The sequence below is a fragment of the Acinetobacter cumulans genome (assembly GCF_003024525.3).
In the GTDB taxonomy this organism is placed as follows: Bacteria; Pseudomonadota; Gammaproteobacteria; order Pseudomonadales; family Moraxellaceae; genus Acinetobacter; species Acinetobacter cumulans.
In genome coordinates, this window is the sequence record NZ_CP035934.2 from 2,844,027 (window position 1) to 2,867,992 (window position 23,966).

Here is a 23,966-nt window from a genome sequence, read left to right on the forward strand (position 1 = left end):
TTTATTAGCGCATATTGCCAATAATCGAGCTTCGGCTGTCCTGCAGTTTCTTAACAAAATTTGTCATTTGCTCAAAAGCTTCATTGCGCTTATTTGACAGACTCTGCAAGCGCAGCATATCCATCTGCTGACTATTGGATAACGAATCTATTTGGGATTTTGTATTGTTTATAGAAGCGGATAATACGCTTTTACTGATTTTATTATCCGCAATGAGGGCAGTGACTGAAACACCAGCCTTAGCCGCGGCTTCCAGCCACTTCTTATACTCTGGACTATTTACAATATTTGGCCCTAGCATCAGATGAGTTTCATCCTTCTTAAATAACGCCAATAAGCCGTTGCTTGCTGCCAATACATCATTGAGCTTAGCAATTTGATCATTTTTTGCCTGCACAGCATTAATCTGAGCCGCAAGCTGGTTTTCAAGTAATTCTGCTCTTCGCGATTGCACCTCTAAAAGCGCGGTTTCAATATCAAGCCCCTGAATAATACCAGCATAGCTGCTGCCAGTAAGGCTGATACTATTGCCAATTGCGCCGATACCTGCGGCAGAACTGCTTCCCCCTGCAAAACTGCCTCCTCCTGCAGCAGGGAGTTTAATATTGCCCTGCGCTGTAAATTTCAGGTCTCCTAAGCTGTAGTTGGAAGCATCCGGCCCAGTCAGTACAGCATCATAAAGATGTACTGTTTTTTGATTTCCTGGCTTATTGTCTTCAAACCGGCCTTTGGCATTCAGCACCAATTGATCCCCGCCAATCTTCCCGCCCAATACTGCATTTTGCGTATTGATAGAGGCATAGAAAGTGCCATCATCTGAAGTTGTAATTTTATCCGCCACAATCACGCCTGAAATGCTCGAAATGATTCTGCTGTATATGTCAGCCTGTAAATTTAATGACGGATTGATCAGCTCATAATTTGAAGCGTCTTTGCCAGCCAGCTGCAGGCTCAGCCATACATTTTTATTTTCACCAGCATTTTTATCTTCAAATTGCCCCTGCGCATTAATATGCAGGTCATCCAAGCCCACTTTGCCTTTCAGCACACTCATCCCTGTATTAATATCGGCATAAGCTATTCCGTCATAGGTTTTGCTTTGTGCAGATAAACCTTGAACCTCTGTAATCAAAGCTTTGGAGATATTCGCCGTGCCTTCAAAGCCTGCCAGCGCCGTATCTTTCAGTTTGTAGTTCAGCGCGTCTTTACCTATGAGCAGCAAGCTGTTGAGTGAAACATTTTTGCCTGTACCTGCATTTTTATCTGCAAAAACGCCATTGACCCAAATACCTAAATCATCGCCGCTGACTTGTCCATCGAAACTGACGCCGCGGGTATCAAACTCTGCTTTGATAGTCCCGTCATAGACTTTATCCGCTGCCTTCAGGCCGTTGATTCTACTGATTTCCGCCTGCTGTATATTCGCTGTTAAAAAAAGATTTTGATCATAGAGCTGATAATTTTTCGCATCCGCCCCAATAAGCGCAAGATCAGAAAGAATGACTTGCCTGTCTGTACCTGCATCTTTAGCAGCAAAGGCGCTGCTGCCAATATTCAAAGAAACTGAATCTCCTAGAATCACTCCATTTAAAACGGCGCTGTTCTGACCGATCACTGCATTCACTGTGCCGTCATATACTTTATCCTGCGCCTGAAGTCCTGAAATGCCTTGAATAACAGCCTTCTCAATCACGCCATTCAGCCAGGGCGCATTTGCCGACAGCTGATAATTGGCTGCATCGGCACCATGGATCTGCAAGCCTTCCAACTTGGCAATTTTGGCGCCTGCATCTTTGCTGCCAAAACTTGCTCCCTCGGCATAAAGAATCACATTATCGCCTTGGATCATGTCTGCTGACATTGCATATTGACTGTAGAGCGGCGCAGACAGTTTTCCATCATAGGTTTTGATAATCGTCCCAAAGCCGCTGTTATCCGAAATAACTTTCTGCGTGATATTCGCAGAAGCTGTGTACGGTGTATTTTGCAGCTGATAATTTTGAGCATCGGCCCCAGTCAGCACCAGATCTGAAATATAAACTGTTTTATTCTGTCCCGCATTCTTATCTGAAAATATGGCTTTTCCTCCGCTCAAGGCAACAAAATCGGAAGCAATTTTGCCATTCAGCTGCGCACGCCAAAGTTCAGCCTCTGCAGCATCTGTACCGTCATACACTTTGTCTTTTGCCAGCAGCTGGCTTACCGTCAAATCCGCTTTTTCAATATCCGCCGACAGCACTGACGAATGTCCTTCCAGCTTATAATTCGACGCATCTGCACCAGTTAAATTCAGGCTGCCGATATAGACGGTTTTACCCTCTCCTGCATTTTTATCTGCAAAGCTTGCAGTACCGGATGCACTCAGTTCATCGCCTTGAACTTTGCCAGAAAGAACAGCATTGGATGCATCCAGCAGCGCATTGACCGTGCCGTCATAAGTTTTATTCAATGCTTTTAAACCGCTGTCTATGCGGATTTCAGCCTGATGGATGTCTGCTGCTGCGGTTAAGCCGTTTTGCAGCAGCGTGCTTGACAGCGCATAGTTGCCTGCATCCGCACCGCTCAGCTGCAAATTGCTGACTTGCGCGGACTTTGCCGAACCGGCATTTTTGTCGATAAAGCTTGCACTGCCGGTTAGAGAAATGCTGTCATTTTCAACCTTTCCGAAGAGCATTGCATCTGCAGCATTCAGTGATGCATTCACTGTGCCGTCATAGGTTTTGCTCAAGACTTCTATCCCGCTGATACTATCGATGACTTTTTGAAAAATAAACGCTGACGACGTCAGATTAGATGCAAGCTCATAATTCTGCGCATCAGCGCCATTCAATGTGACATTGTACAAGCTCACCGTTTTACTTCTGCCTGCATTTTTGTCGGAGAACTGCGCACTTCCAATTGAAACTGTGACCTGATCTGCCCCAAACAGCCCTGCCGCAACAGCATTTGCATTCACTTGTGCAGTCAGCAGCCCATCGTAGATTTTATCTGCAACCGCATTGCTGATCTGATAGATCTGCGCTTTGCTTAACGTGATATCGCCTTGAGAAAAGATCAAATCGTAGCCGTTTTGTACTGAATACAGCCCAGCCAGCTGAGAATGGCCTAATCCCGCATTTTTAATGCCTCCGGTATAAACAGTAGATCCGAGAATTTTTGAAGCATCTGCCCAATCATCCAACACCGTATAGCTGCTGCTGTTTTGCATCTGGCCATTATATGTGCCACTGTAGTCATCCGCTTTTACTGTCAGAGGTGTTAAAAATGCTTTGAGCAAAGGTGCAGTCTGCCCTTCATAAATCCGCCAAGCGCCATTCATTCCAGCCCTGTCTGCAACAGACCAGCCCAAAACTGAATAGGCCGCGCTATTTTTTTCCTGTCCAGCCATAAATGCAGCAATTGCACCTGAGCTGTCCCAAACCTGCTGTGAACCATCAGCATTCAACGCATAAGCTTCTTTGATAACGGTACTGTACACTTCACCAGCAAGCGCCCCTGACATATTATCCGCCTGCACATTGACATCTGCATAAGCGCGTTCAATGCTGCTGAAATAGGATGAGCCAACCAAGCCGCCGGCATAGTTCTGCGCTGCAACTTTGCCAGTAACGAAACTGTTGCTGATATGAGTACTCGATATGCTGCCGGCCAAACCGCCAATATTGTCATCTCCTGAGACATTAACATTCATCAAACCGATATTGCGGATATCCGCATCTAGCGTCTTGCCAAACATCCCCCAGTTACTGCCTTGACCCTGGCCGCGCTGCACAGCATGAACAGTCAAATTTTCAATGATATGACCTAAACCGTCAAAACGGCCAGTGAATGAGCGGTTGCCACTGTTTGGGCCAGTACCTTCAATCAGCGTACCGACAGGCGAAAAATTGGCAAGCGCAGCCGCATCAATATTGCTGCCTAAAGCATAATTGCCGCTGAGATCATCCTGCATGTTCTGCACAGCATGGATATCCGTCAAAACATGAAAAGCCTTAAAATTCTGTACATCAGAACCGCGCTGAATGCTGAAATTCAAGCCCTGCTGCAAATGCACCGGCGCTTGAATATAATAATCTGCATAGATAGGCTTCATCATCTGTTCATCAGCATCAAAGATCTCACTAATGCTGCCGTCAGCACTTTGCTGACCGTATTTCAAATGCAGCTGACCGCCTGCACCTTTGCCGGCATCAATGACATGATTGATGTAAATATCATTATAAGCATCCAGTGTCAGCGCTTTTCCGCTGTCCCATGCAACAGCGTCTTCAATGATAATATCGCCTTTTCCGGACGTATCCGTATTTACCGCGCCGGATGCTGAAGCCTGCGTCAGGCCCGTTTGCACAATCACATCCGTCGTCTTTAACGCAGCGCTTAATGCAGCGCCGGTTATATGGCCATTCTGCCCGACTTTAAAATCCACAGGATCAATCAGCCACTGTCCCTGTTTTGCGCCATGTTCCGCCTCTGTGCTGACTTTAGCCGCATCAGAAACATGAACCGCCGCAGCCGAAGTTTCGATAAACCCGCCATTCTGACCATTTTTGCCTTCAGCAGCCAATGTTCCAGAAATATTGCTTTGCCCATTCGACATATCGCCTAATAGCACAATTTCGCCCTTCGCATTTGTCTCAAGACGGTTAGCTTGGATATAGCCGCTATGGTTGACAACCGCTCGGCCCAGCTGCTTTTCTGCAGCAGCCGTTAAATGCACAGTTCCATTATCTGCAATAATGGCGCCGCCATTGTCGACCAGCGCCTGCAACGCGCCCTGATCAATGTCATAGCTGGCTAGTTTTCCATTTTGCAGCGTAATGCGCACTTTTTCCGCTGCGGTCAGTTCCACACGGCCATTTGGTGCAGTAATTTCACCGGTATTTTTAACGGCTGAAGCAATCAGCGCAACCGTGCCTCCATGCGCAGCAGTGATTTTCCCATGGTTTTCAACAGACGCTGCTTTGCCATTGCCGGAAAAACTGAATTTTCCCTGAAACAAATCCTGATCTTGCAAATCTAAAGTAGAAGCTACAATCCCTCCGGCATTGACCTGCGCTGTTTTGGAAAATAGCACGCCATTTGGATTAATCAAAAAGACTTGGCCATTGGCATTCAGCCTGCCCATGATTTGGCTGCCATTACTGTCCAACACCCTGTTCACTGCAATAGAGGAATTATTTGGCTGAACAAAGTTAACCTCTGCCTGACTGCCGATATTGAATGTATTCCAGCTTGCTGATAAATTCTGACTTTGCTGCAGTACATTCAGCGTGTTGCCAGACTGTTTAAATTCTGCGCTGCCTGCAATCACCTGCTGGCCTGTTGGCAATGCAATATCACTGATCGCTGCGGATACACTGAAAGACAATAATGAAAGTGCCGGCAATACCAGCAAGCTGAGATAATTTGAATAGATTTTAGACGATGCCTTATTTTTTTTAACGGCAGCACACGATGCGCCTGCTGCATTTTTTGCAAGTTCAGATACTGCCTGCCAGCAAGATTTATTCTTATTCCAAATGATTCTATATATTTTGTTCATTTTTCACCCAATAGCAAAGCTAAATGAAGCTATTAGAACATTAAACAAAAAACAGTCATATCACTTAAATTTGGGATATTTTTCCATTCATCCTAAAATTAGGCCCAAAAAAAAGACCGCTAAAAGCGGTCTTTTTTTATCATCTAAGATGATTAAGCAGCCAATGCGCCTTTAGCTTTTTCAGCTAAAGCTGCAAATGCAACTGAATCATGCATAGCGATGTCAGCAAGTACGCGACGGTCGATGATCACTTGAGCTTTTTTCAAGCCATCGATCATACGGCTGTACGACAAACCGTTTTGACGAGCACCAGCATTGATACGCGCAATCCATAGAGCACGGAATTGACGTTTCTTTTGACGGCGGTCACGGTAAGCGTATTGACCCGCTTTGATTACTGCTTGAAACGCAACACGATAAACACGTGAACGCGCGCCGTAGTAACCTTTAGCACGAGCTAGAATTTTTTTATGACGGCGATGAGCCTGTACACCACGTTTTACACGAGCCATTTAAAATCTCCTTAGATGTATGGGCACATAGCACGAACTGAAGCAACGTCACTTACGTGAACCATTACACAGCCGCGTAATTGACGAATACGCTTAGCAGATTTTTTGGTCAAAATGTGGCGCTTGAACGCTTGTTTGCGTTTGAAACCGTTTGCAGTCGCTTTAAAGCGTTTAGCTGCACCACGGCGAGTTTTCATCTTAGGCATAACAACCTCTTTTGAACACCTGTTCGGCACGTTCGCACCATTGCGATTACGCCCTGCAGGTAAGGGAGCGAGTATTCTAAAGCATCTTTGTTCAAAACAAAAGCACCATCGAAAATTAAAATCTACCTCTGAGGAGCTTAGTTTTATTTTCTATAAGCTTTACATGATGAAATATCAACCAAGCATAAACTGCGACTTATAATTTTCGCATCTTCTCTCCAGTTGCCTGTTATGACACCTGCACATGATGCATTCGCAGCCTTACGCTATCGTGATTTCTCAATTATCACCCTCAACCAATTTAGCTTGACCTTAGCCATTTTAATTCAAGAAATTATTGTGGCTTATTCCCTCTATCAAATTACCAAAGACCCACTCACCTTGGGCCTAATTGGTTTAGCAGAAGCGATTCCATTTATCAGCCTTTCCTTGTGGGGCGGTTATTTTGCTGACCGCTTTAATAAGCAATTAATTATGAAGATTTGCTTATTTTTTGCCATCCCCATGCCGCTCATTTTATGGTGGTTGTTTCACTTATATGGACAAGCAACGATTGGCGTACAAACGCTGTCATGGGGTATTTATGCCGTCATTTTTGGCCTAGGCACCATTCGTGGTTTTTATAATCCCTCTGCTACGTCATTAAAACCATTTTTAATTCCACGTGAACTGTACGCCAATGGTGCAACATGGACCACGATTGGTTGGCAAAGTGGCGTTATTTTAGGGCCAATGTTAGGCGGTTTTATGTTGGCCTTCTGGGGACGTGAAAACAGCTTACTTAGCGTTGCAGGCCTATTAGTACTGTGTTTTGTGCTGATTAACTTACTGCAAAAGCGTCAGTTTCCAAAAATTGAAACTGACAAACTTTGGAATAGCTTAGGCGATGGATTTCGCTTTATCTGGAAAACCAAAATTGTGCTATGGGCCATTTCACTGGATCTAGTCTCAGTGCTGTTTGGTGGTGTGATTGCACTTTTGCCCATCTTTGCAGAAGATATTTTAAAAGTTGGTCCAGAAGGCCTTGGCTATCTGCGCGCAGCACCTTCAATCGGTGCATTAATAACGATGATTGCACTCACCAAGTTTCCACCCACACAAAATGCATGGCGCAATATGTTATTAGCAGTTGCGGGCTTTGGCTTCTTCACCTTGTTATTTGCCTATTCAAACGTATTGTGGCTGTCTTTATTTGCACTCGCTATGACAGGCGCTTGCGATAGTATTTCAGTTGTCATTCGCCAAACCATTTTACAAATCTATCCGCCAGAAAATATGCGTGGTCGTGTCGCCGCTGTAAACGGTATGTTTGTCTCTTCAAGCAATGAGTTAGGCGCTTTTGAATCAGGTTTAGCCGCAAAATACATGGGGACAATTATGGCAACTGTGTTTGGCGGCTGTATGACCCTCGCTGTTGTTGTGATCAGTTGGTCAAAAACCAAAGATTTATTTGGACTAGACATCACCAAGGGTACAGAAAAATAGCGAAAACAGTGGATTTAGACTTGCCAGTATTTCTAATTCAGGAAATACTGCGCTTCAATATTGACCAATCATCACATTGCGTGATTAAAGCCTTTAACTTATGAAAAAAATTCTGTGCTTATCTACTTTAATGTGCCTCCCACTGACGGCTTACAGTGCAGCTACGAAACAAGTCCATCAGCTTCCTGCACAGACGATTGACGTCTCACCGACATCGCACTTAACCACACGTTTACAGTGGTCTAAGTTTCCAGAGCCGAATTACAGCATTGAAGATTTAAAAAATGAAAATCGTGCAGCAATCATTCGTGTGGTGGCCAATACCAAAGGTGATGTAACCAATGCTACGGTTGAAGAAAGTACTGGCCTTAAAGCCCTCGACCAGCTTTTAATTCAAGCCGTTGAAGATGCTCAGGTCAAACCCCATATCAAAAATGGTCGTGCCGTATCACAAATAGGTTATCAAGCCTTTAACCTCAAGCTCAGCAACAAAGAAACTGTGTGTGACTACCAGTTCGATTCAAAAGTTTGGCTTGCTCAAAGCGAAGCAAAAAAAACTGCTTTTCAATATGTAGTGCAACCAAAGCTGAGTCTTAACTCAAGTCAGCTCAATGGCCATAACCGCCAAGTTAAATTTAGCTTTGCCACAGACAAGCACGGCAACGTTAAAAAAGTAAAAATTAAACAAGGTTCTGGTATTTATGCACTGGATCAAAATATTGTACAAGCCGTATCAGACAGTAAAATTAGCGTAAAACGCAATGCGCGTACCTTATGGATGTATAAGCAATCCCACTTTAAGGACCAAATTGAATTTAAGCTCAATGCTTGCAAATAATGTCCACACTAAGGCTCATCTCATTTGATGGGCCTTTTTTTATGCCGACTTCAATCATGCACAACGTTAAAATACATTAATAAAAATCAAATAAACGCAAAGATAACGCCCAATTTTTGCCACGCTTACCAGCACTAAAAACCGCCAAAAATTTTCTTTTAATAGACCAGCAATTAAGGTAATTGGATCGCCAATGATTGGTGTCCAACTGAGCAACAATGACCAATAGCCATATTTTTGATAGAAGTCCTGAGCCTGTTGCATTTTCTGGGCAGATACAGGAAACCATTTTTTATTTTTAAATTGTTCTATCTTTAGGCCCAAATACCAATTAACACAGGAACCTAAAATATTACCCACGCTTGCTATGGCAATGAGCCACCCAACTGCATAACTGTGCTGTATCAACAAGCCTAACAAAACCGCCTCAGACTGCAAAGGCAACAGTGTGGCTGCCCCAAAGGCGCAAAGGAATAACAAAAACAAACTCATGCTGTGCTATTCCTCTGTCTGGTTGTATTACAAACCTAATCGCTGTTTGGTCTTACGGTATTCCCAAATCGACCACAAAACCATAACGCCAATAATGAAAGCGCGCGACCAACCATAACGTGTAGTTAGCGGTTGAATCACTTCTTTTAATCTGACTTGATCATGTGTTTGCAATGCATTAGCGACCGTTTGAATATGCACAGCCTCGGCAATAAACAAGACTAAAGACAGCACAATAGCTGCAATAATGGCAAAATAAACCCGCGAATTGGCTTCCACAATGCGTGTCAGATTTAAGAAAAATTCTTTCATGTATTCATCCAATAAAAAACCACCGCAGAAGTGGTGGTTTTATGATTTTCAATCATCTTAGCATAACTGCTTAAAACAATGCCTTGTTATTGCCATCAGACTTTTATAGCCAATGCTTTCTGCACCGCAGGGCGCGCCGTTAAGCGCTCGACATACTCTTTCACTTGTGGATAATCTTCTAACTGAATCCCCTGCCACTCATGACGCAAAATCCAAGGCAGTATCGCCATATCTGCAATCGAGTAGCCGCCAGCTACATATTTTTGCCCAATTAATTGATGATTTAAAACTTTGTATAAGCGCTTAGTTTCATTCACATAACGCTCAGTTGCATACGGAATACGCTCCGGCGCAAAACGACTAAAATGGTGATTTTGACCCAACATTGGACCAAAGCCACCCATTTGCCACATCAGCCACTGCTCAACTTCAACACGCTCAAATTCATCTTCAGGATAATACAGTCCAGTTTTACGGCCAAGGTACTGTAAAATAGCACCCGACTCAAATACGGAGATGGCTTCACCACGTGGCCCGTTTTGATCCACAATCGCTGGTATTTTGTTGTTTGGCGAGATTTTTAAAAAATCAGGCTGAAATTGATCATCCTCTAAAATATTAATTGGGAAAATTTGATATTCCAAGCCCATTTCTTCTAATGCAATGGTGATTTTATGGCCATTGGGCGTCCCCCAATAATACAGATCAATCATATACTTATCCTGTCAATGTTCTGATTTTTAATATCAACTGTCTTGATTTATGTGCTGTTTATAGCATGCATTACGCTTTTAAACCTTAACTTAAACTGAAACTCAGCATAAAAATATAGCGAAAAAGATAACAAATTAAGCAATGTTTTTCTCAAAATCCGATTATTCGCCAAATACATCTATTTCAATTTTTTATACTGCCCTTAACCCTGATTATGTAGATACCATTAAGCATGCTTAAAGTGTAGCTTTCATGTCTTTTATTTAGATCAGCACTTCAATCCTATTATTTCAATAAAAAAAGCCCTGCAATTGCAGGGCTTTTTTTCAAAATGTAGATTACTTACGTTTTTTAGGACCAAGTAACATACCCATTTGACGACCTTCCATTTTCGGGGTCTGCTCAACAACACCCACATCAACCACGTCTGCTTCAATTTTTTGTAATTGAGCCAAACCAAGTTGTTGGTGTGCCATTTCACGACCACGGAAACGCAACGTAATTTTTACTTTGTTGCCTTCCTCAAGGAACTTGATGATTGCACGTAGTTTTACGTTGTAATCACCAACATCAGTACCTGGGCGTAACTTGATTTCTTTCACCTGTACTTGATGTTGTTTTTTCTTCGCTTCTTTCTGCTTTTGCTTAAGATCAAACAAATGCTTGTTAAAGTCCATGATTTTGCAGACTGGTGGCTCAGCATTTGCAACGATCTCAACAAGGTCAAGATCAGCAGCTTCTGCTGCGCGCAAAGCTTCATTTAGAGATACAATCCCTTTTTGCTCGCCATTTTCGTCTACAAGACGGACTTCTTTTGCACGAATTTCATCATTCAACGCAGGACGGTTTGATTTACTACCCTGTTGATTACGGTCAGGCTGTTTAATCGCTTTTACTCCACAATGTACCGGCCACGTTCGGCTACGGCTGCTTTCACTAAGTCAACGAAAGCATCGATTGACATAGTGCCCAAATTTGTTCCAGAGCGGGTACGTACGTTTACTGTACCTTCTTCTACTTCACGGTCCCCAAGTACCAGTAAGTAAGGAATACGCTCTAATGTACGTTCACGAATCTTAAAGCCGATTTTCTCATTTCTCAAGTCAGAAATGGCACGAATACCGTTTTCTTTAAGTTTCTCGACGACTGACCCACATGCTTCTGCTTGTGAATCTGTAATGTTCATTACACATGCTTGGATTGGTGACAACCAAGGTGGCATGAAACCAGCATAGTGTTCAATAAGTATACCAATAAAACGTTCGAAACTGCCAAGAATTGCACGGTGCAACATTACAGGCTGATCACGATCGTTGTCTTCGGTTACATAAGAAGCGTCTAAACGTTCTGGCAAGTTGAAGTCACATTGAATTGTACCGCACTGCCATACACGGCCTAAGCAGTCTTTTAATGAGAATTCAATTTTCGGACCGTAGAATGCACCTTCACCTGGTTGAAGTTCCCACTCTAAGCCAGCAGCATCTAAAGCATCTGCCAAAGATTTTTCTGCCATGTCCCAAAGTTTGTCATCACCCACACGTTTTTCTGGACGTGTAGACAATTTCATTTGCACTTCTTCGAAGCCAAAATCTTTATAAACATCTAAAGTCAGTTTAATAAAGTCTGCAACCTCAGTACCAATTTGTTCTTTAGTACAGAAAATATGCGCATCATCTTGGGTAAAGCCACGTACACGCATAATGCCGTGCAATGAGCCCGATGGTTCGTTACGGTGACATGAACCAAACTCAGCCAAACGAACAGGAAGATCACGGTAAGATTTTAAACCTTGGTTAAATACTTGCACGTGACATGGGCAGTTCATCGGTTTTACAGCATAGTTACGATTCTCTGAATGCGTCGTAAACATGTTGTCTGCATAGTTTGCAGCATGGCCTGATTTTTCCCAAAGCGTGAAATCCACCACTTGTGGTGTACGAATTTCTTCGTAGCCATTGGCTTGTTGAACTTTACGCATGTACTGCTCAAGTACTTGGTAAATAGTCCAACCGTTCGGATGCCAGAACACCATGCCTGGTGCTTCTTCTTGCATGTGGAACAAATCAAGTGCTTTACCAATTTTACGGTGATCGCGTTTTTCAGCTTCTTCAATACGTTTGATATATGCAGCAAGCTGTTTTTTGTCTGCCCACGCTGTACCGTAAATACGTTGTAGCTGTTCGTTTTTCGCATCACCACGCCAGTAAGCGCCTGACATTTTAGTCAGTTTGAATGCTTTTAAGAATTTAGTATTCGGTACGTGCGGACCACGGCACATATCCAAATAGTCTTGATGGTAGTACAAGCCCATTTCTGTTTCGTCAGGCATGTCTTCAATCAGACGTAATTTATAATCTTCGCCACGTGCAGTGAATTCTTTAATCACTTCATCACGCGGTGTCATTTTTTTAATAACGTCATAATCTTGATCGATGAGCTTTTTCATGCGCTCTTCGATGGCAGCCATATCTTCTGGTGTGAATGGTTTTTCACTGAAGATGTCGTAATAGAAGCCATCTTCGATGACTGGACCAATTACCATTTTTGCTTGTGGGAACAATTGCTTAACTGCATGACCTACAAGGTGAGCGCAAGAGTGACGAATGATATGAACACCATCATCGTCTTTAGGCGTGATAATTTGCAAGCTTGCGTCTGCTGTAATTAAGTCAGATGCGTCAACCAATTGACCGTTTACACGACCAGCAACTGTATTTTTTGCAAGACCAGGACCGATGCTTTGAGCAACTTCCATCACAGATACGGCGTGATCAAATTCTTTTTGATCGCCATTTGGCAAAGTGATAATTGGCATAAAAAATCCTTAAGGAGTGATGCCCCGTACAATAGAGCATATCACCGCGAGATTATGATCGAGGGAAACCCTCAAAAGATAAAAACGGTGGATAAATAAAATTCGATCTAAATTTTACACGTCTTGGCCCGTTTAATAAACCGTTAATGCTGATTTATCCACAGATGTCTATATTTCCTAAAACATGTGTTCTTACAATTAGCCACTCTATAATCAAATCATTCCATATTAAGCTTAGCTTGAAAATCCAATTTTGATGGTCTTGGACATCACTTAGAGTTTTCAAAAATAATTTATCTGATTAGCAAAATTACTCACTGAATAAAATTAGGCAGGTATGATGCAAGCACATTCTTTAATTTCTTGGACAGAACTTTCCCCATTAAAGCCCGCTTATGCTTTAGCGGCGAATGTCGATTTAATCGTTCTTCGCTTACCCGAAGATGACCCAGAAAATGTGGTCGTCATGTACGGTCGTTGCCAGCACCGTGGTGCATTGATGGCGGATGCACATATTCAAGGTGATAAAATTGTCTGTGGCCTACATGGCTCGCACTATATTTATAAAACTGGAATCAACCCTCGTTACCTCAATAAAAACCTACAAAAATTTAAAGCATGGGTAGAGAACGATCAGGTTTTTGTTGATTTAGAGGAAATTACAGCTTGGGAAAAACGCAATCCGCAACAATATAAACGCGATCAATACCAAGGTTTATATGCAGATTCTGCACCTGCACCAGAAGAGCCACACAATAAATTTATTTTAGAGCTTGCGCGTAATGGCCTAAAAAACTTTGGGCATCATGGCCCGACGGCTGCGATGGGAGTCCCTTTTGATAAGCTGCCCAAATGGGAAGATATTCAACTGGTGACTGCACAGCTGTGGAAAGTGCCTCTACTTGATGATGCACCCGTTGCAACAAAAGTGGTGATTGGTCCAAATGCCAAAAAGCCCTTGGTTTTAGATATTCCACTCTTTGTGTCCGATATGAGTTTTGGCGCCTTATCACAAGAAGCAAAAACAGCACTTGCAATGGGCGCTGAGCTGGCAGGTACAGGGATTTGCTCGGGCGAAGGCGGTATGCTCGCCGATGAGCAAGCTGCCAACTCGCGCTATTTTTATGAACTGGCCTCAGGTCGTTTTGGCTATGACATTGAAAAAGCTTAGATTAGCATTTGAAGTGCAACACCATGTTGTTGCCATAATACCTGACTCGGACTTTTAAAGCCGAGTCTTTTTCTTGGCCAATGATTCAAGCGTTGAGTGATTTCTGAAATATATTCATCCGTATAGTCATTTAAATCACTGCCTTTTCTAATATATTGCCTGATTAAACCATTGGTATTTTCATTTGTACCACGTTGCCAAGCACTGTAAGGATCAGCGAAATACCACTCTATCCCTAATTCTCTAGCAGTATGCTCATGCAAGCTGAACTCCTTGCCATTATCTGCTGTCATTGTTTTTAGCTGATCTTTAACTGGATTCAATAAGCTGATTGTGGCTTGGCAAACTTCCTCTGCCTTGCGTGAACTACACTTTTTCAGCCAAAGATAACCCGTCTTCCTGTCTACAATCGAGACCAATGATTGCTGATGGTTCTTGCCTACAATCGTATCTATTTCCAGATCACCAAAGCGAGTCCGAAGCTCTATCTCTATAGGTCGATAATGAATGCTTTTACGATTGATCAGCTGACCACGGGTTTCAGGAGAGCCATATTTTCTCTTTCTTTGATTTCTGAAACGCAGGTTGTGAAAGAGTGTCCCACCCTTGCTTTTATCCTGTTGTATGAAGCGGTAGATGGAATGCAGACTAACTGAAACATGAGAAGCGATTTGCTCGGGACTCCATTGAATATCAAGATAAGAGATGACACGCATCCAAAGCTCATTAGGAATTGTTTTAGGGTTTGAACAATGCCGTCGTCGAGCCAATTTATGGGCATGTTGAGCGAAATAGCCATTTCTCGCTTTATTACGCAGAATTTCCCTAGAAATTGTTGAGGGAGAGCGATTTAAACGCAAAGCGATATAACGTTTGGAAAAACCTTCACGTAACAAGGTATAAATCTGATATCTTTCTTCTTGAGTAAGATGAGTATAGTTCATGATGCAACTTTGACTTTGGTCGGTCGGAAGCATAATGCTAACTCATCTTGCTTTCTTCCAATACATTAATCTCTGTTGCACTTCATTTGAGAATCTAAGAAGTTAAAAAATGCCAAGCTTTTCATTTTAAAGGCGGGCAAGCCGCCAAAACGGGCACAGGTGGACATTTACCTGGTCATAAAGTAGTAGGTAAAATTGCCGAAGTGCGTAATCTACCTGAAGGCGAAGCCGCAATTTCTCCAGCGACCTTCCCTGACTGGACGGGGCTGTCTCAATATAAAGACTTTGCAAATTATATCCGCGAAGAAACTCGTGGCATTCCAATTGGCTTTAAGCTGTCTGCTCAGCATATTGAAAAAGACATCGATGCAGCCATCGCGGTTGGTGTTGATTACATTATTTTAGATGGCCGTGGTGGGGGTACAGGTGCAGCACCCACGCTGTTCCGTGACAATATCTCCGTTCCGACCATTCCAGCACTGGCACGTGCACGTCGACACCTAGATCGCTTGGGTCGCCGAGATATCAGCTTAGTGATTACAGGTGGTTTACGTGTGCCTGCCGACTTTATTAAAGCTTTGGCTTTAGGTGCAGATGCAATTGCAGTGTCTAACTCAGCGATGCAAGCAATTGGCTGTTTGGGTATGCGCGCATGTCAATCCAATGATTGCTCAGTCGGTATTGCCACCCAACAAGATCATTTACGTGCACGACTTGAAATTGAAAAATCTGCACAGCAATTGGCAAATTTCTTTCATGCATCTATTGAACTCATGCAAGTCATGGCGCGGGCATGTGGCCATCATCATCTAAATCAATTTTGTAAAGATGACCTCACCACATGGAAAAAAGAGATGTCTGAACTGACTGGCATTCATTATGGCGGGTTTCAGAATTAAAAACATCGCGATGAACATGCTGTAAAAGCAATACTTAAAATGCCAAAACAGATGGTGCACACTTAGTCTCTAAATGTGCACCACGTGGCATGTAGTTGCCTATTTCGAATTACACACAGTGCCGCAAACTGCGCAATGATCGCCTCACTTTGACTGGGGCGAATAAACACATAATCATCGACCTGTATTTGGCAGCCTGAAGGTAGTTGCAACATTTCCTGATTGCTACTTCGACCATATAAACTATGTGGTTTTGCACCCAATGGGTACTCACATTTCCCCCGCCAATATCCGCCGTAAATAAATACCGCCTGTTGTTTGCGAAATACGCGTGACAAGAATGATAGTTCAGGTAATTGCACGTGAGGAATCACTTTTAAAACTGGTGCTGCAATCCACAGCGCGGGACGAAATGCCTTTAATGAACTTAACTCAAAATCCAGCGGTTTGACTAAAGCAGATCCCACCGCCAAATCATTACAAACCGTAGCTTGCTGATGTAAGCCAAAGCTGGCACTGCCTGCACCATTCAAGCACACGTCCTTTAATTCAGCTTCAGAAAAATACTGGCGTAGGCATTGTATAAAAAACTGATACCGTTGCTGTGTACGTTGAAAAATATCTTCTGGCTTAAACCAAGGCTGAGGCAACTTGCTCACATGCGCATCGTAGCCCATTAAGCCGCTGAGCTTCAAATACGGCGCGTTCGCCTGAATCAATGCCAATGCCTGTGCAAAGTTGGTTTCGTCTGCAAAGCCACCTCGGTGCAAGCCTATATCAATTTCCAAACTTACCCTAAGTTGAATCTGTCTTGACTGCGCAAACTGCAAATATTGGTTTAAGCGCTCAACTGAGTCGATGAGCCATTGTATATTTTGCGACTCAAAAAGCTGTTGATCCGATCTTTGTAAAGCTTGGATCGGCATAGGCTTGCCCAATAAAATATCACCCTGCGGAAATAGAGTTTGAATCTGTTTTAAATGTGGAAAATGGAACAGCATAAAGCGTTGGCTCGGCAATCGCTGGCTAATGTATTGCAACAACTCAGGACTTGCCAAAGACTTAACAACAATGCGCATCTGACATTGAGCATTCAATTGAGCTTGTAATGTAGCAAGGTTAGCATCTAAACGATCGAGATCTAACAGCAACTGTGCTTGCCCCGTTCCTGCTTGTATCAACTCACGATTCAGTGCTTCAAAGTACGCAACAGACATATCAATCACTACGTCCCCAAAATAAATGTTCCAGATGCGAATTGATCCACTTTTTCTCAGGATCTAACTGTTGTCGCAAATGCATAAAATCATCCCATTTCGGATACAAGGTACTTAACGCATCTCCTCCTAGCGTGTGCAATTTCCCCCAATGTGGTCGTCCACCATATTTTTGAAAGATTGGCTCTGCCAATTTAAAAATACTGACATAATCTTGCCGATAGTACTGATGTATCGAAATTGAAATCGAGTCCTGCTGATAAAATGGGCTCAGCCAAATGTCATCGGCTTTGACATAACGAAATTCAATTGGAAAAAACATCGGGACTTTGTGCTTTTTTAAACAGTACATTAGCTCTTCTAAGCAAGCGAGTCCTTCTTTAACTGGCAACTGATATTCCATTTCGTTAAAGCGTGTTTCACGTACAGCGGGAAAGATCCGACTGGACCAATCAATTGCGGTACTCGGTCGTACCAATAGACTCACCAATTTCTGCAATGCTGGATTTAAAACAGGACATGACTTGGTGAGTTCAGAACAGATTCGTAAAAATACATCTTCATCTAAAATTTGTTCTGTTTTTGGTTGTACGGGTTCATTGGTTTCGTCTAAAGTTTTTAAAATGACATTCGGCGAATGAATAAATGCCCAAAACTCGATATGCCGATGTTGTGATTTCCATTGCTCAATATGTTGGAGCACTTCTGTAAATGGGCAACTGCGGATCTGCTCTTTGAGCTTATACATGGGACGATTTTGTAATTTAATTTTAGTCATGAGCCCCAAGCTTCCAAAAGCAACGCGACCTGCTTGATATATCTCACGATGGTGCAATGCATCACACCAAATTAAATCGCCATCTGCCGTAATCAACTCAAAGCCTTCTACATAGGCAGATAGGCATTGCAAATCGATCCCCGTGCCATGCGTTCCTGTCGCAATTGCACCCGCCAATGTCTGTTGATCTATATCCCCCTGATTCATGAGCGCCTGATTATAGGTAGCCAGTTTTTCACCTAAATCATATAAATGCGTACCTGCCTGCACCACACTTTGGCAATGCTGATCATCATGTGAGACCACACCTTTAAAGTAATCTAGGCTCAAAAGTACGTCATTGGTTTGGGCCAAGCCACTAAATGAATGCCCTGCACCGATCACTCGAATTTTGGGGTGTGTACGTATCACATTTTGTAATACCTCTAAGCTGTTCGGACGCAGTAATTTTGGATAGGCTTGTTGCGAACCTGACCAGTTCGACCAAAACTCGGATTGCATTTTTATCATTGTTATATCCTCAGTCTGTGCGCTAAGCACAATGCTGAATTGCTCTTCTTATTTTTTTAAAGTGTGCAATGCAATATTGACCCTTCCTATATGTATATGGCTCAATTTATAAACAAAAGTCAATCTACTTTAAGTTCTTGCTTAGCTATAAAAACTAAAAAGGCACAGCTATGCCGTTATTGAACGCTACCTTGTTGAATATACTTCATTAAAAATTTCACACACAGGTATGCTCTTTCTCATACTTCAGGACCCCAAAAGCTGTCTAAATCACCTCATCTATCTATACCCAAAAAAAGATCAATGCACTCGACTTTAAGCATACAATAGAGTAAATACTCGACTAAAGAATAAATGCAACAATCCACAATTCTGAATATTGTGTAAGCAGGAAATTAGAATAAATAAATTTGGAGTTTTGACATGGTCAGTCCTTATGATGAATTGCCTCGTACACCGGCAAACTTCGTTGCATTATCACCTTTGCGCTATTTAGAACGGGCTGCATATATTTATCCAGACCAAGAGGCGATTATTCATGGTGATCGTCATATCAGCTGGCGTCAAACGTATCAGCGCTGTCGTCAGTTTGCCCACCAATTACAGCAATTGGGCATTCAAAAAAATGATACTGTGTCGGTTTTACTTCCAAATATTCCAGCAATGATCGAAGCACACTTTGCAGTGCCTATGGCAGGTGCGGTTTTAAATACCCTTAATACCCGCTTAGATGCAAAAACCATTGCTTTCATGCTTGAACATGCTGAAAGCAAAGTTCTTTTGGTTGATCCTGAATTTACCAGCGTAGCACAAGAGGCCTTAGCCCTGATCAATAAAGAGATCTACATTATTGATGTCGCTGATGTTGAATATGAAGGCACCAGCCAACGCATTGGTCAAATTGAATATGAAGACTGGATTGCACAAGGTGATAGCAATTTCGAATGGGACCTCCCTGGCGATGAATGGGATGCGATTAGTCTGAGTTATACCTCAGGCACCACAGGCAATCCAAAAGGCGTGGTTTATCATCACCGTGGTGCTTATATTAATGCAGCCAGCAATATCATTGCCTGTGGTATGAAGCCACGTGCGACTTACCTTTGGACCCTCCCGCTGTTCCATTGTAATGGCTGGTGCTTTGGCTGGACCATGGCAGCCAATGGTGGAACCAATATCTGTTTACGTAAAGTTGATCCTGAGCTGATTTTCAAATTAATCGCTGAACATAAAGTGGATTATTTCTGCGGTGCGCCAATCGTACTTTCAATGTTGATCAATACCCCAGAAGAGAAAAAGACTTCATTCGATCATCGTGTAGAAGTGATGGTGGCTGGTGCAGCACCTCCAGCAGCCATTATTGAAGGCATGCGTGGTATTGGCATTAATGTGACACATGTTTATGGCCTTACAGAAACCTATGGTCCTTCTGCACTGTGTGCTTCACAAGCAGGCTGGTCAGAGCTTTCAATTCAAGAACAAGCACAGCTACACTCGCGTCAAGGCGTACCATATCCACTTCAGGATGGCATGAAAGTGCTTGATCCAGAAACGATGCTCCCTGTAAAAAATGATGGCCAGACCATGGGTGAAATCATGTTCCGTGGCAACATTGTGATGAAAGGCTATTTGAAAAACCCCGAAGCTACGGCTGAAGCTTTTGCTGGTGGCTGGTTCCATACTGGTGATTTAGCAGTCTGCCAGCCCGATGGCTATGCAAAAATTACCGATCGCTCTAAAGATGTGATTATTTCAGGTGGCGAGAATATTTCATCGCTTGAAGTTGAAGAAGTCCTGTACCAGCACCCAGCAGTACTCACTGCGGCTGTCGTTGCGAAACCAGATCCACGTTGGCAAGAAGTCCCTTGTGCCTTCATTGAGCTCAAGGTCGGCAAAGAAGCCACTCCTGAGGAAATTATTGAATTCTGTAAGCAACACCTTGCACGCTTTAAAGTCCCTAAAGATGTGGTGATTACAGAAATTCCAAAAACCTCGACAGGTAAGTTACAAAAATTTGTCCTTCGTGACTGGGCAAAAGAACGTGCCACAGGTGAGTTCAGCTAAGCATTCAGTTAAAACAGAAAAACGACCGCTATGGGTCGTTTTTCTTTATGCACAGATAGAATCAATAGACATACTACTCATAGATTCAAAAAAAACAGCTCTTATGAGCCGTTTTTAATTACAACATTAATTGTCTGAAATTAATGCAACTTGCTGTACATAGTTGAATAATTTGAGTCTAGACGCTGCAATTTCTTCTTCCGTTGCATTCTTTGCGATATCACGATGAACACGTAAAGCATGCTGACGTAGAGTATGGCGCTCTGTCGCATTATAAGTTTTAGAAAAGTCATTAATGACTGGATCACCATCTTTAATAATGCGATCAACCCAACGATTCAACTGCGCAGTTTTTTTCAAACCTTGCTTCGGTGTTAAATACGATAAAATGACACTTTCATCTTCATTACGCATTAACTTGCCAATACGCGAGCATTGACGGCGACGCGCTTCATGCGATGAAATTGCTTGAATATCAAGAAGCGCTTCAATCAAGCGCTCATCCACTGGAAGATTTTTGATTTGTTTAGGACTCAGCTCTGCAAGCTGTTCACCCAAAGCGGCCATACGCTGTACAGCCTTCTTTTGTTCGGTTTTGCTTGCACGTCCTTCTAGAGATTCAAAATCATCTTCAGTAAAACGAGTTGGTCGACGTGCCACGATTAATCTGCCTCATAAAATTTTGCTGCGAATAATGCTTGAATATCAGACAAAGCTTTTTCTTCATCTGCACCATCAATCACTAAGCGCAAAGTTGTGCCTTTACCAGCACCGAGCATGAGCAAAGACATAATGTTTTTTGCGTCTACTAATTTATCACCTTTGCCAATCTGAATCGATGAGCGAAATTTAGTGGTGACTTCAATGAGTTTTCCAGACGCACGCGCATGTAAACCTAGTTTGTTTATTACGTCAACAGTTGTGTCTATCATGACCAGTGCTTCATTTCTCTATGTAAGACCTGAACAGACCATTTTGCCTCAAGGGCTCTCTTGAGTCTATCCACAATATAAACCGAACGATGTTGTCCACCCGTACAACCGATAGAAACCGTCATATAATGGCGGTGTCCTTCTGCAAAAGCAGGCAACCACTTTTCTAAAAATTGATAAATATCAGTAAACATTTCATTGGTTTGTGCACTGCTTTCTAAGAATTTTTGTACAGGTACATCTAAACCAGAAAATTTTCTTAACTCTAAATCCCAATGCGGGTTAGGTAAATGCCGAACATCAAACACATAGTCCGCATCTAAAGGGATGCCATGTTTAAAACCAAAAGACTGTAAAATAACAATTAATTGGTCAGCTTGCCCTAATTTAGATAAAAGCACATGCTTTAAATCATGTACGCTTTTATCTGTGGTGTCGATATGTACTGTCGCACGAAATTGAATCGGCAACAACAAATCTTTTTCTTGTTGAATACATTCATTCAAACTATTAAAACGGCTGGATAATGGATGAGGACGACGCGATGCACTAAAGCGTGCTATCAGTTCCTGATCACGCGTAGTCAAATAAATCACATCCACGGCACCATGCTTTTGCAATAATGAAAAAACATGGTCAAACTCTTGCATATCTTGGCGTGTACTTCGAACATCCACCCCTAAGGCCAGTTGCTCGAGATTATTTTCCTGATCTAATTTTTCAACAATTTCAGGCAACAGCGCGAGAGGCAAATTATCAATACAGTAATACCCCAAATCTTCCAGCACCTGCAAAGCAGATGACTTTCCTGATCCTGACTGGCCTGTAACGATTAAAATTCGTTTCATCGCGCGTGCTGTCCTTTCATGCAAATTAAGATGCAGTAAACTTAACCTGTAAATTATCAATTAAGCGTGTTTTGCCAATTTTGGCTGCTACAAACAAGACGACGTCTTGATTAAAGCTATCGACTTTTTGAAGTTCTGGGCTACGTGCTTCCACATAATCCACCACAAAACCAGCATCCGTTAATGTTGCTCGAATTGTATTTAAAGCATCTGACAACGCAGTGCCTGACGTGAGTTGTTGTGCTGCCGTTTGTAAGCTTTGGTAAATAACTGGAGCAATTTCACGGTGCTCAGGGCTTAAGTAACCATTACGTGAGCTGAGTGCCAAACCATCTGCAGCGCGTGTAATCGGCACACCAATCACTTCTAAAGGAATATTTAAATCACGCACAAACTGACGAATCACAGCCAGTTGTTGATAGTCTTTTTGACCAAAAAATGCAAAATTGGGTTGCACCATGTTAAAGAGTTTGGTCACAACTACTGCAACACCATCAAAATGACCTGGGCGCTGTGCACCACATAAATCATCTGTAATGTTATTCACTGAAATATTGGTTAGACGCGGTTGATTGCCATACATTTGCTCTACAGTTGGCGCAAAAACGATGTCACAACCCACATCAGCTAAAAGTTGCTGATCGCGTTCTAAAGTACGTGGATAATTATCAAAATCTTCATTTGGCCCAAACTGAATTGGGTTGACAAAGATACTCACCACCACCACATCACAGAGTTTACGCGCTTCACGTACAAGGTTTAAATGCCCTTCGTGCAAATTACCCATAGTTGGAACAAAGCCAATAATTTTACGTGCTGCTTTTGCAGGACTCAGCGATGCAGTCAAGCCTTGAATCGTGGTTTCAGTTTTCATCTTTTATAACTCAATTTGGAAAGTTTGTTCTTTTGCAGGGAAAGATCCATCGAGCACTGCGGCATGGTAAGCCTTAAATGCATCTAAAATAGCCGTCTCACCTGACTGTTCTTTCATAAAGTTACGTACAAATTTCGCAACATGGCTAAATGTAAGCCCGAGCATATCTTGCTGTACCAACACTTGGCCATCCGTATCTGCCCCAGCACCAATACCAATCACAGGTGTTTGCGGGAACAATTCACTAATTTCTTTACCGACTTGTGCTGGAACGCATTCCAACAACAAAATCGCAGCGCCTGCATCAACCACAGCTTTACAGTCTGCAATAAGCTGATCTGCTGTTTCACGTGTACGGGCTTGGACTTTATAGCCACCAAATACGTGTACAGATTGAGGTGTTAAACCTAAATGCACACATACAGGAATCCCGTTACGTGTCAGCGTTGCCACAGTTTCTGCTAACCATGCCCCACCCTCAAGTTTCACCATGTGCGCACCGGCTTGCATAATGGTTTTTGAGTTTTGTAAGGCATCATTTAAGGTTGCATAACTCATAAATGGCAGATCAGTTAAAATAAAGGCATGTTGATTACCACGGCGCACTGTTGCAGTGTGGTATGCCATATCTTCAACAGTTACAGGCAAAGTCGAATCATGACCTTGAATGGTCATTCCGAGTGAATCACCTACTAAGATTGTATCAATTTCAGCAACTTCCATTGCTTTTGCCATACTTGCATCATAACAAGTTAAGCAAGAAAACTTTCGGCCTTCCGCTTTAAATTTTTTTAAGTGGCTTAGACTGATCAT

Annotated in this window: 20 protein-coding genes and 1 pseudogene; 5 read left to right on the forward strand and 16 right to left on the reverse strand. The window is 42.7% G+C overall.

Translation table 11 applies throughout. From position 1 onward, the window contains the following. Positions 1-4: 4 nt before the first annotated feature. The 3 genes from C9E88_RS13400 to rpmI form a co-directional block, all read right to left on the reverse strand. Positions 5-5,542, reverse strand: a complete 5,538-nt coding sequence (locus C9E88_RS13400; protein ID WP_106986231.1) for a YDG domain-containing protein — start codon at positions 5,540-5,542, stop codon at positions 5-7. Positions 5,543-5,694: 152 nt separating this feature from the next. Further along, positions 5,695-6,054, reverse strand: a complete 360-nt coding sequence (gene rplT, locus C9E88_RS13405; protein WP_004723060.1) for a 50S ribosomal protein L20 — start codon at positions 6,052-6,054, stop codon at positions 5,695-5,697. Positions 6,055-6,065: 11 nt separating this feature from the next. After that, the gene (rpmI, locus tag C9E88_RS13410; protein ID WP_004804484.1) at positions 6,066-6,260 is read right to left on the reverse strand and encodes a 50S ribosomal protein L35; all 195 of its coding nucleotides are present in this window, start codon (positions 6,258-6,260) and stop codon (positions 6,066-6,068) included. 231 nt (positions 6,261-6,491) lie between these two features. Here rpmI and C9E88_RS13415 point away from each other — a divergent pair, with 231 nt between their 5' ends. Both C9E88_RS13415 and C9E88_RS13420 read left to right on the forward strand, forming a co-directional pair. Beyond that, the gene (locus C9E88_RS13415) at positions 6,492-7,745 is read left to right on the forward strand and encodes an MFS transporter (protein ID WP_106986232.1); all 1,254 of its coding nucleotides are present in this window, start codon (positions 6,492-6,494) and stop codon (positions 7,743-7,745) included. A gap of 100 nt (positions 7,746-7,845) precedes the next feature. Further along, the gene (locus C9E88_RS13420) at positions 7,846-8,583 is read left to right on the forward strand and encodes an energy transducer TonB (RefSeq protein ID WP_106986233.1); all 738 of its coding nucleotides are present in this window, start codon (positions 7,846-7,848) and stop codon (positions 8,581-8,583) included. Between the two features lie 66 nt (positions 8,584-8,649). Here the strand turns inward: C9E88_RS13420 and C9E88_RS13425 are convergent, their stop codons facing one another. The 5 genes from C9E88_RS13425 to thrS form a co-directional block, all read right to left on the reverse strand. After that, entirely contained in the window at positions 8,650-9,075 is a 426-nt protein-coding gene (locus tag C9E88_RS13425; RefSeq protein WP_106986234.1) for a YqaA family protein, read from the reverse strand. Between the two features lie 27 nt (positions 9,076-9,102). Beyond that, positions 9,103-9,387 (reverse strand): hypothetical protein, encoded by a 285-nt coding sequence (locus C9E88_RS13430; protein WP_106986235.1) that lies wholly within the window; start codon positions 9,385-9,387, stop codon positions 9,103-9,105. A gap of 95 nt (positions 9,388-9,482) precedes the next feature. After that, positions 9,483-10,100, reverse strand: coding sequence for a glutathione S-transferase N-terminal domain-containing protein (locus C9E88_RS13435; protein WP_106986236.1), 618 nt, complete (start codon positions 10,098-10,100; stop codon positions 9,483-9,485). A gap of 339 nt (positions 10,101-10,439) precedes the next feature. Next, positions 10,440-10,988 (reverse strand): translation initiation factor IF-3, encoded by a 549-nt coding sequence (infC, locus tag C9E88_RS13440; protein ID WP_106986237.1) that lies wholly within the window; start codon positions 10,986-10,988, stop codon positions 10,440-10,442. Between the two features lie 5 nt (positions 10,989-10,993). Beyond that, the gene (gene thrS, locus C9E88_RS13445) at positions 10,994-12,916 is read right to left on the reverse strand and encodes a threonine--tRNA ligase (RefSeq protein ID WP_106986238.1); all 1,923 of its coding nucleotides are present in this window, start codon (positions 12,914-12,916) and stop codon (positions 10,994-10,996) included. 337 nt (positions 12,917-13,253) lie between these two features. Here thrS and C9E88_RS13450 point away from each other — a divergent pair, with 337 nt between their 5' ends. After that, positions 13,254-14,087, forward strand: a complete 834-nt coding sequence (locus tag C9E88_RS13450; protein WP_202981939.1) for a glutamate synthase-related protein — start codon at positions 13,254-13,256, stop codon at positions 14,085-14,087. On the opposite strand, the gene C9E88_RS13455 is transcribed toward C9E88_RS13450, so the two are convergent. Then, on the reverse strand, positions 14,084-15,031 hold the full coding sequence (locus tag C9E88_RS13455) for an IS30 family transposase (protein ID WP_162368846.1): 948 nt from the start codon (positions 15,029-15,031) through the stop codon (positions 14,084-14,086). The two genes, C9E88_RS13450 and C9E88_RS13455, sit on opposite strands and share 4 nt — an antisense overlap. 164 nt (positions 15,032-15,195) lie before the next feature. On the opposite strand from C9E88_RS13455, the pseudogene C9E88_RS13460 reads away from it, so the two are divergent. After that, positions 15,196-15,930: pseudogene (locus C9E88_RS13460) on the forward strand (FMN-binding glutamate synthase family protein); the annotation flags it as partial. A gap of 62 nt (positions 15,931-15,992) precedes the next feature. Here C9E88_RS13460 and C9E88_RS13465 read toward each other — a convergent pair. Together C9E88_RS13465 and C9E88_RS13470 are read right to left on the reverse strand one after the other, a co-directional pair. Then, a complete protein-coding gene (locus C9E88_RS13465; protein WP_106986115.1) occupies positions 15,993-17,147 on the reverse strand; it encodes an alanine racemase in 1,155 nt (384 codons plus the stop codon). 1 nt (position 17,148) lies between these two features. After that, the gene (locus C9E88_RS13470) at positions 17,149-18,435 is read right to left on the reverse strand and encodes a D-arabinono-1,4-lactone oxidase (protein WP_106986113.1); all 1,287 of its coding nucleotides are present in this window, start codon (positions 18,433-18,435) and stop codon (positions 17,149-17,151) included. A 423-nt stretch (positions 18,436-18,858) separates the two neighbouring features. Here C9E88_RS13470 and C9E88_RS13475 point away from each other — a divergent pair, with 423 nt between their 5' ends. Continuing rightward, a complete protein-coding gene (locus tag C9E88_RS13475; protein ID WP_106986112.1) occupies positions 18,859-20,499 on the forward strand; it encodes an acyl-CoA synthetase in 1,641 nt (546 codons plus the stop codon). Positions 20,500-20,625: 126 nt separating this feature from the next. Here C9E88_RS13475 and yjgA read toward each other — a convergent pair whose 3' ends face one another. The 5 genes from yjgA to panB are packed head-to-tail and all read right to left on the reverse strand — an operon-like array spanning position 20,626 to position 23,966. Further along, positions 20,626-21,159 carry a ribosome biogenesis factor YjgA gene (gene yjgA, locus C9E88_RS13480; protein ID WP_106986111.1) on the reverse strand — a complete coding sequence of 178 codons (534 nt, stop codon included), beginning with the start codon at positions 21,157-21,159 and terminating at the stop codon, positions 20,626-20,628. A gap of 2 nt (positions 21,160-21,161) precedes the next feature. Beyond that, positions 21,162-21,431 (reverse strand): HPr family phosphocarrier protein, encoded by a 270-nt coding sequence (locus C9E88_RS13485; protein ID WP_026438354.1) that lies wholly within the window; start codon positions 21,429-21,431, stop codon positions 21,162-21,164. Next, on the reverse strand, positions 21,428-22,279 hold the full coding sequence (gene rapZ, locus C9E88_RS13490) for an RNase adapter RapZ (RefSeq protein ID WP_106986110.1): 852 nt from the start codon (positions 22,277-22,279) through the stop codon (positions 21,428-21,430). Before rapZ ends, C9E88_RS13485 begins: the two co-directional genes overlap by 4 nt. 25 nt (positions 22,280-22,304) lie before the next feature. Beyond that, entirely contained in the window at positions 22,305-23,153 is an 849-nt protein-coding gene (panC, locus tag C9E88_RS13495; protein ID WP_106986109.1) for a pantoate--beta-alanine ligase, read from the reverse strand. A gap of 3 nt (positions 23,154-23,156) precedes the next feature. After that, positions 23,157-23,966, reverse strand: a complete 810-nt coding sequence (gene panB, locus C9E88_RS13500) for a 3-methyl-2-oxobutanoate hydroxymethyltransferase (RefSeq protein ID WP_106986108.1) — start codon at positions 23,964-23,966, stop codon at positions 23,157-23,159.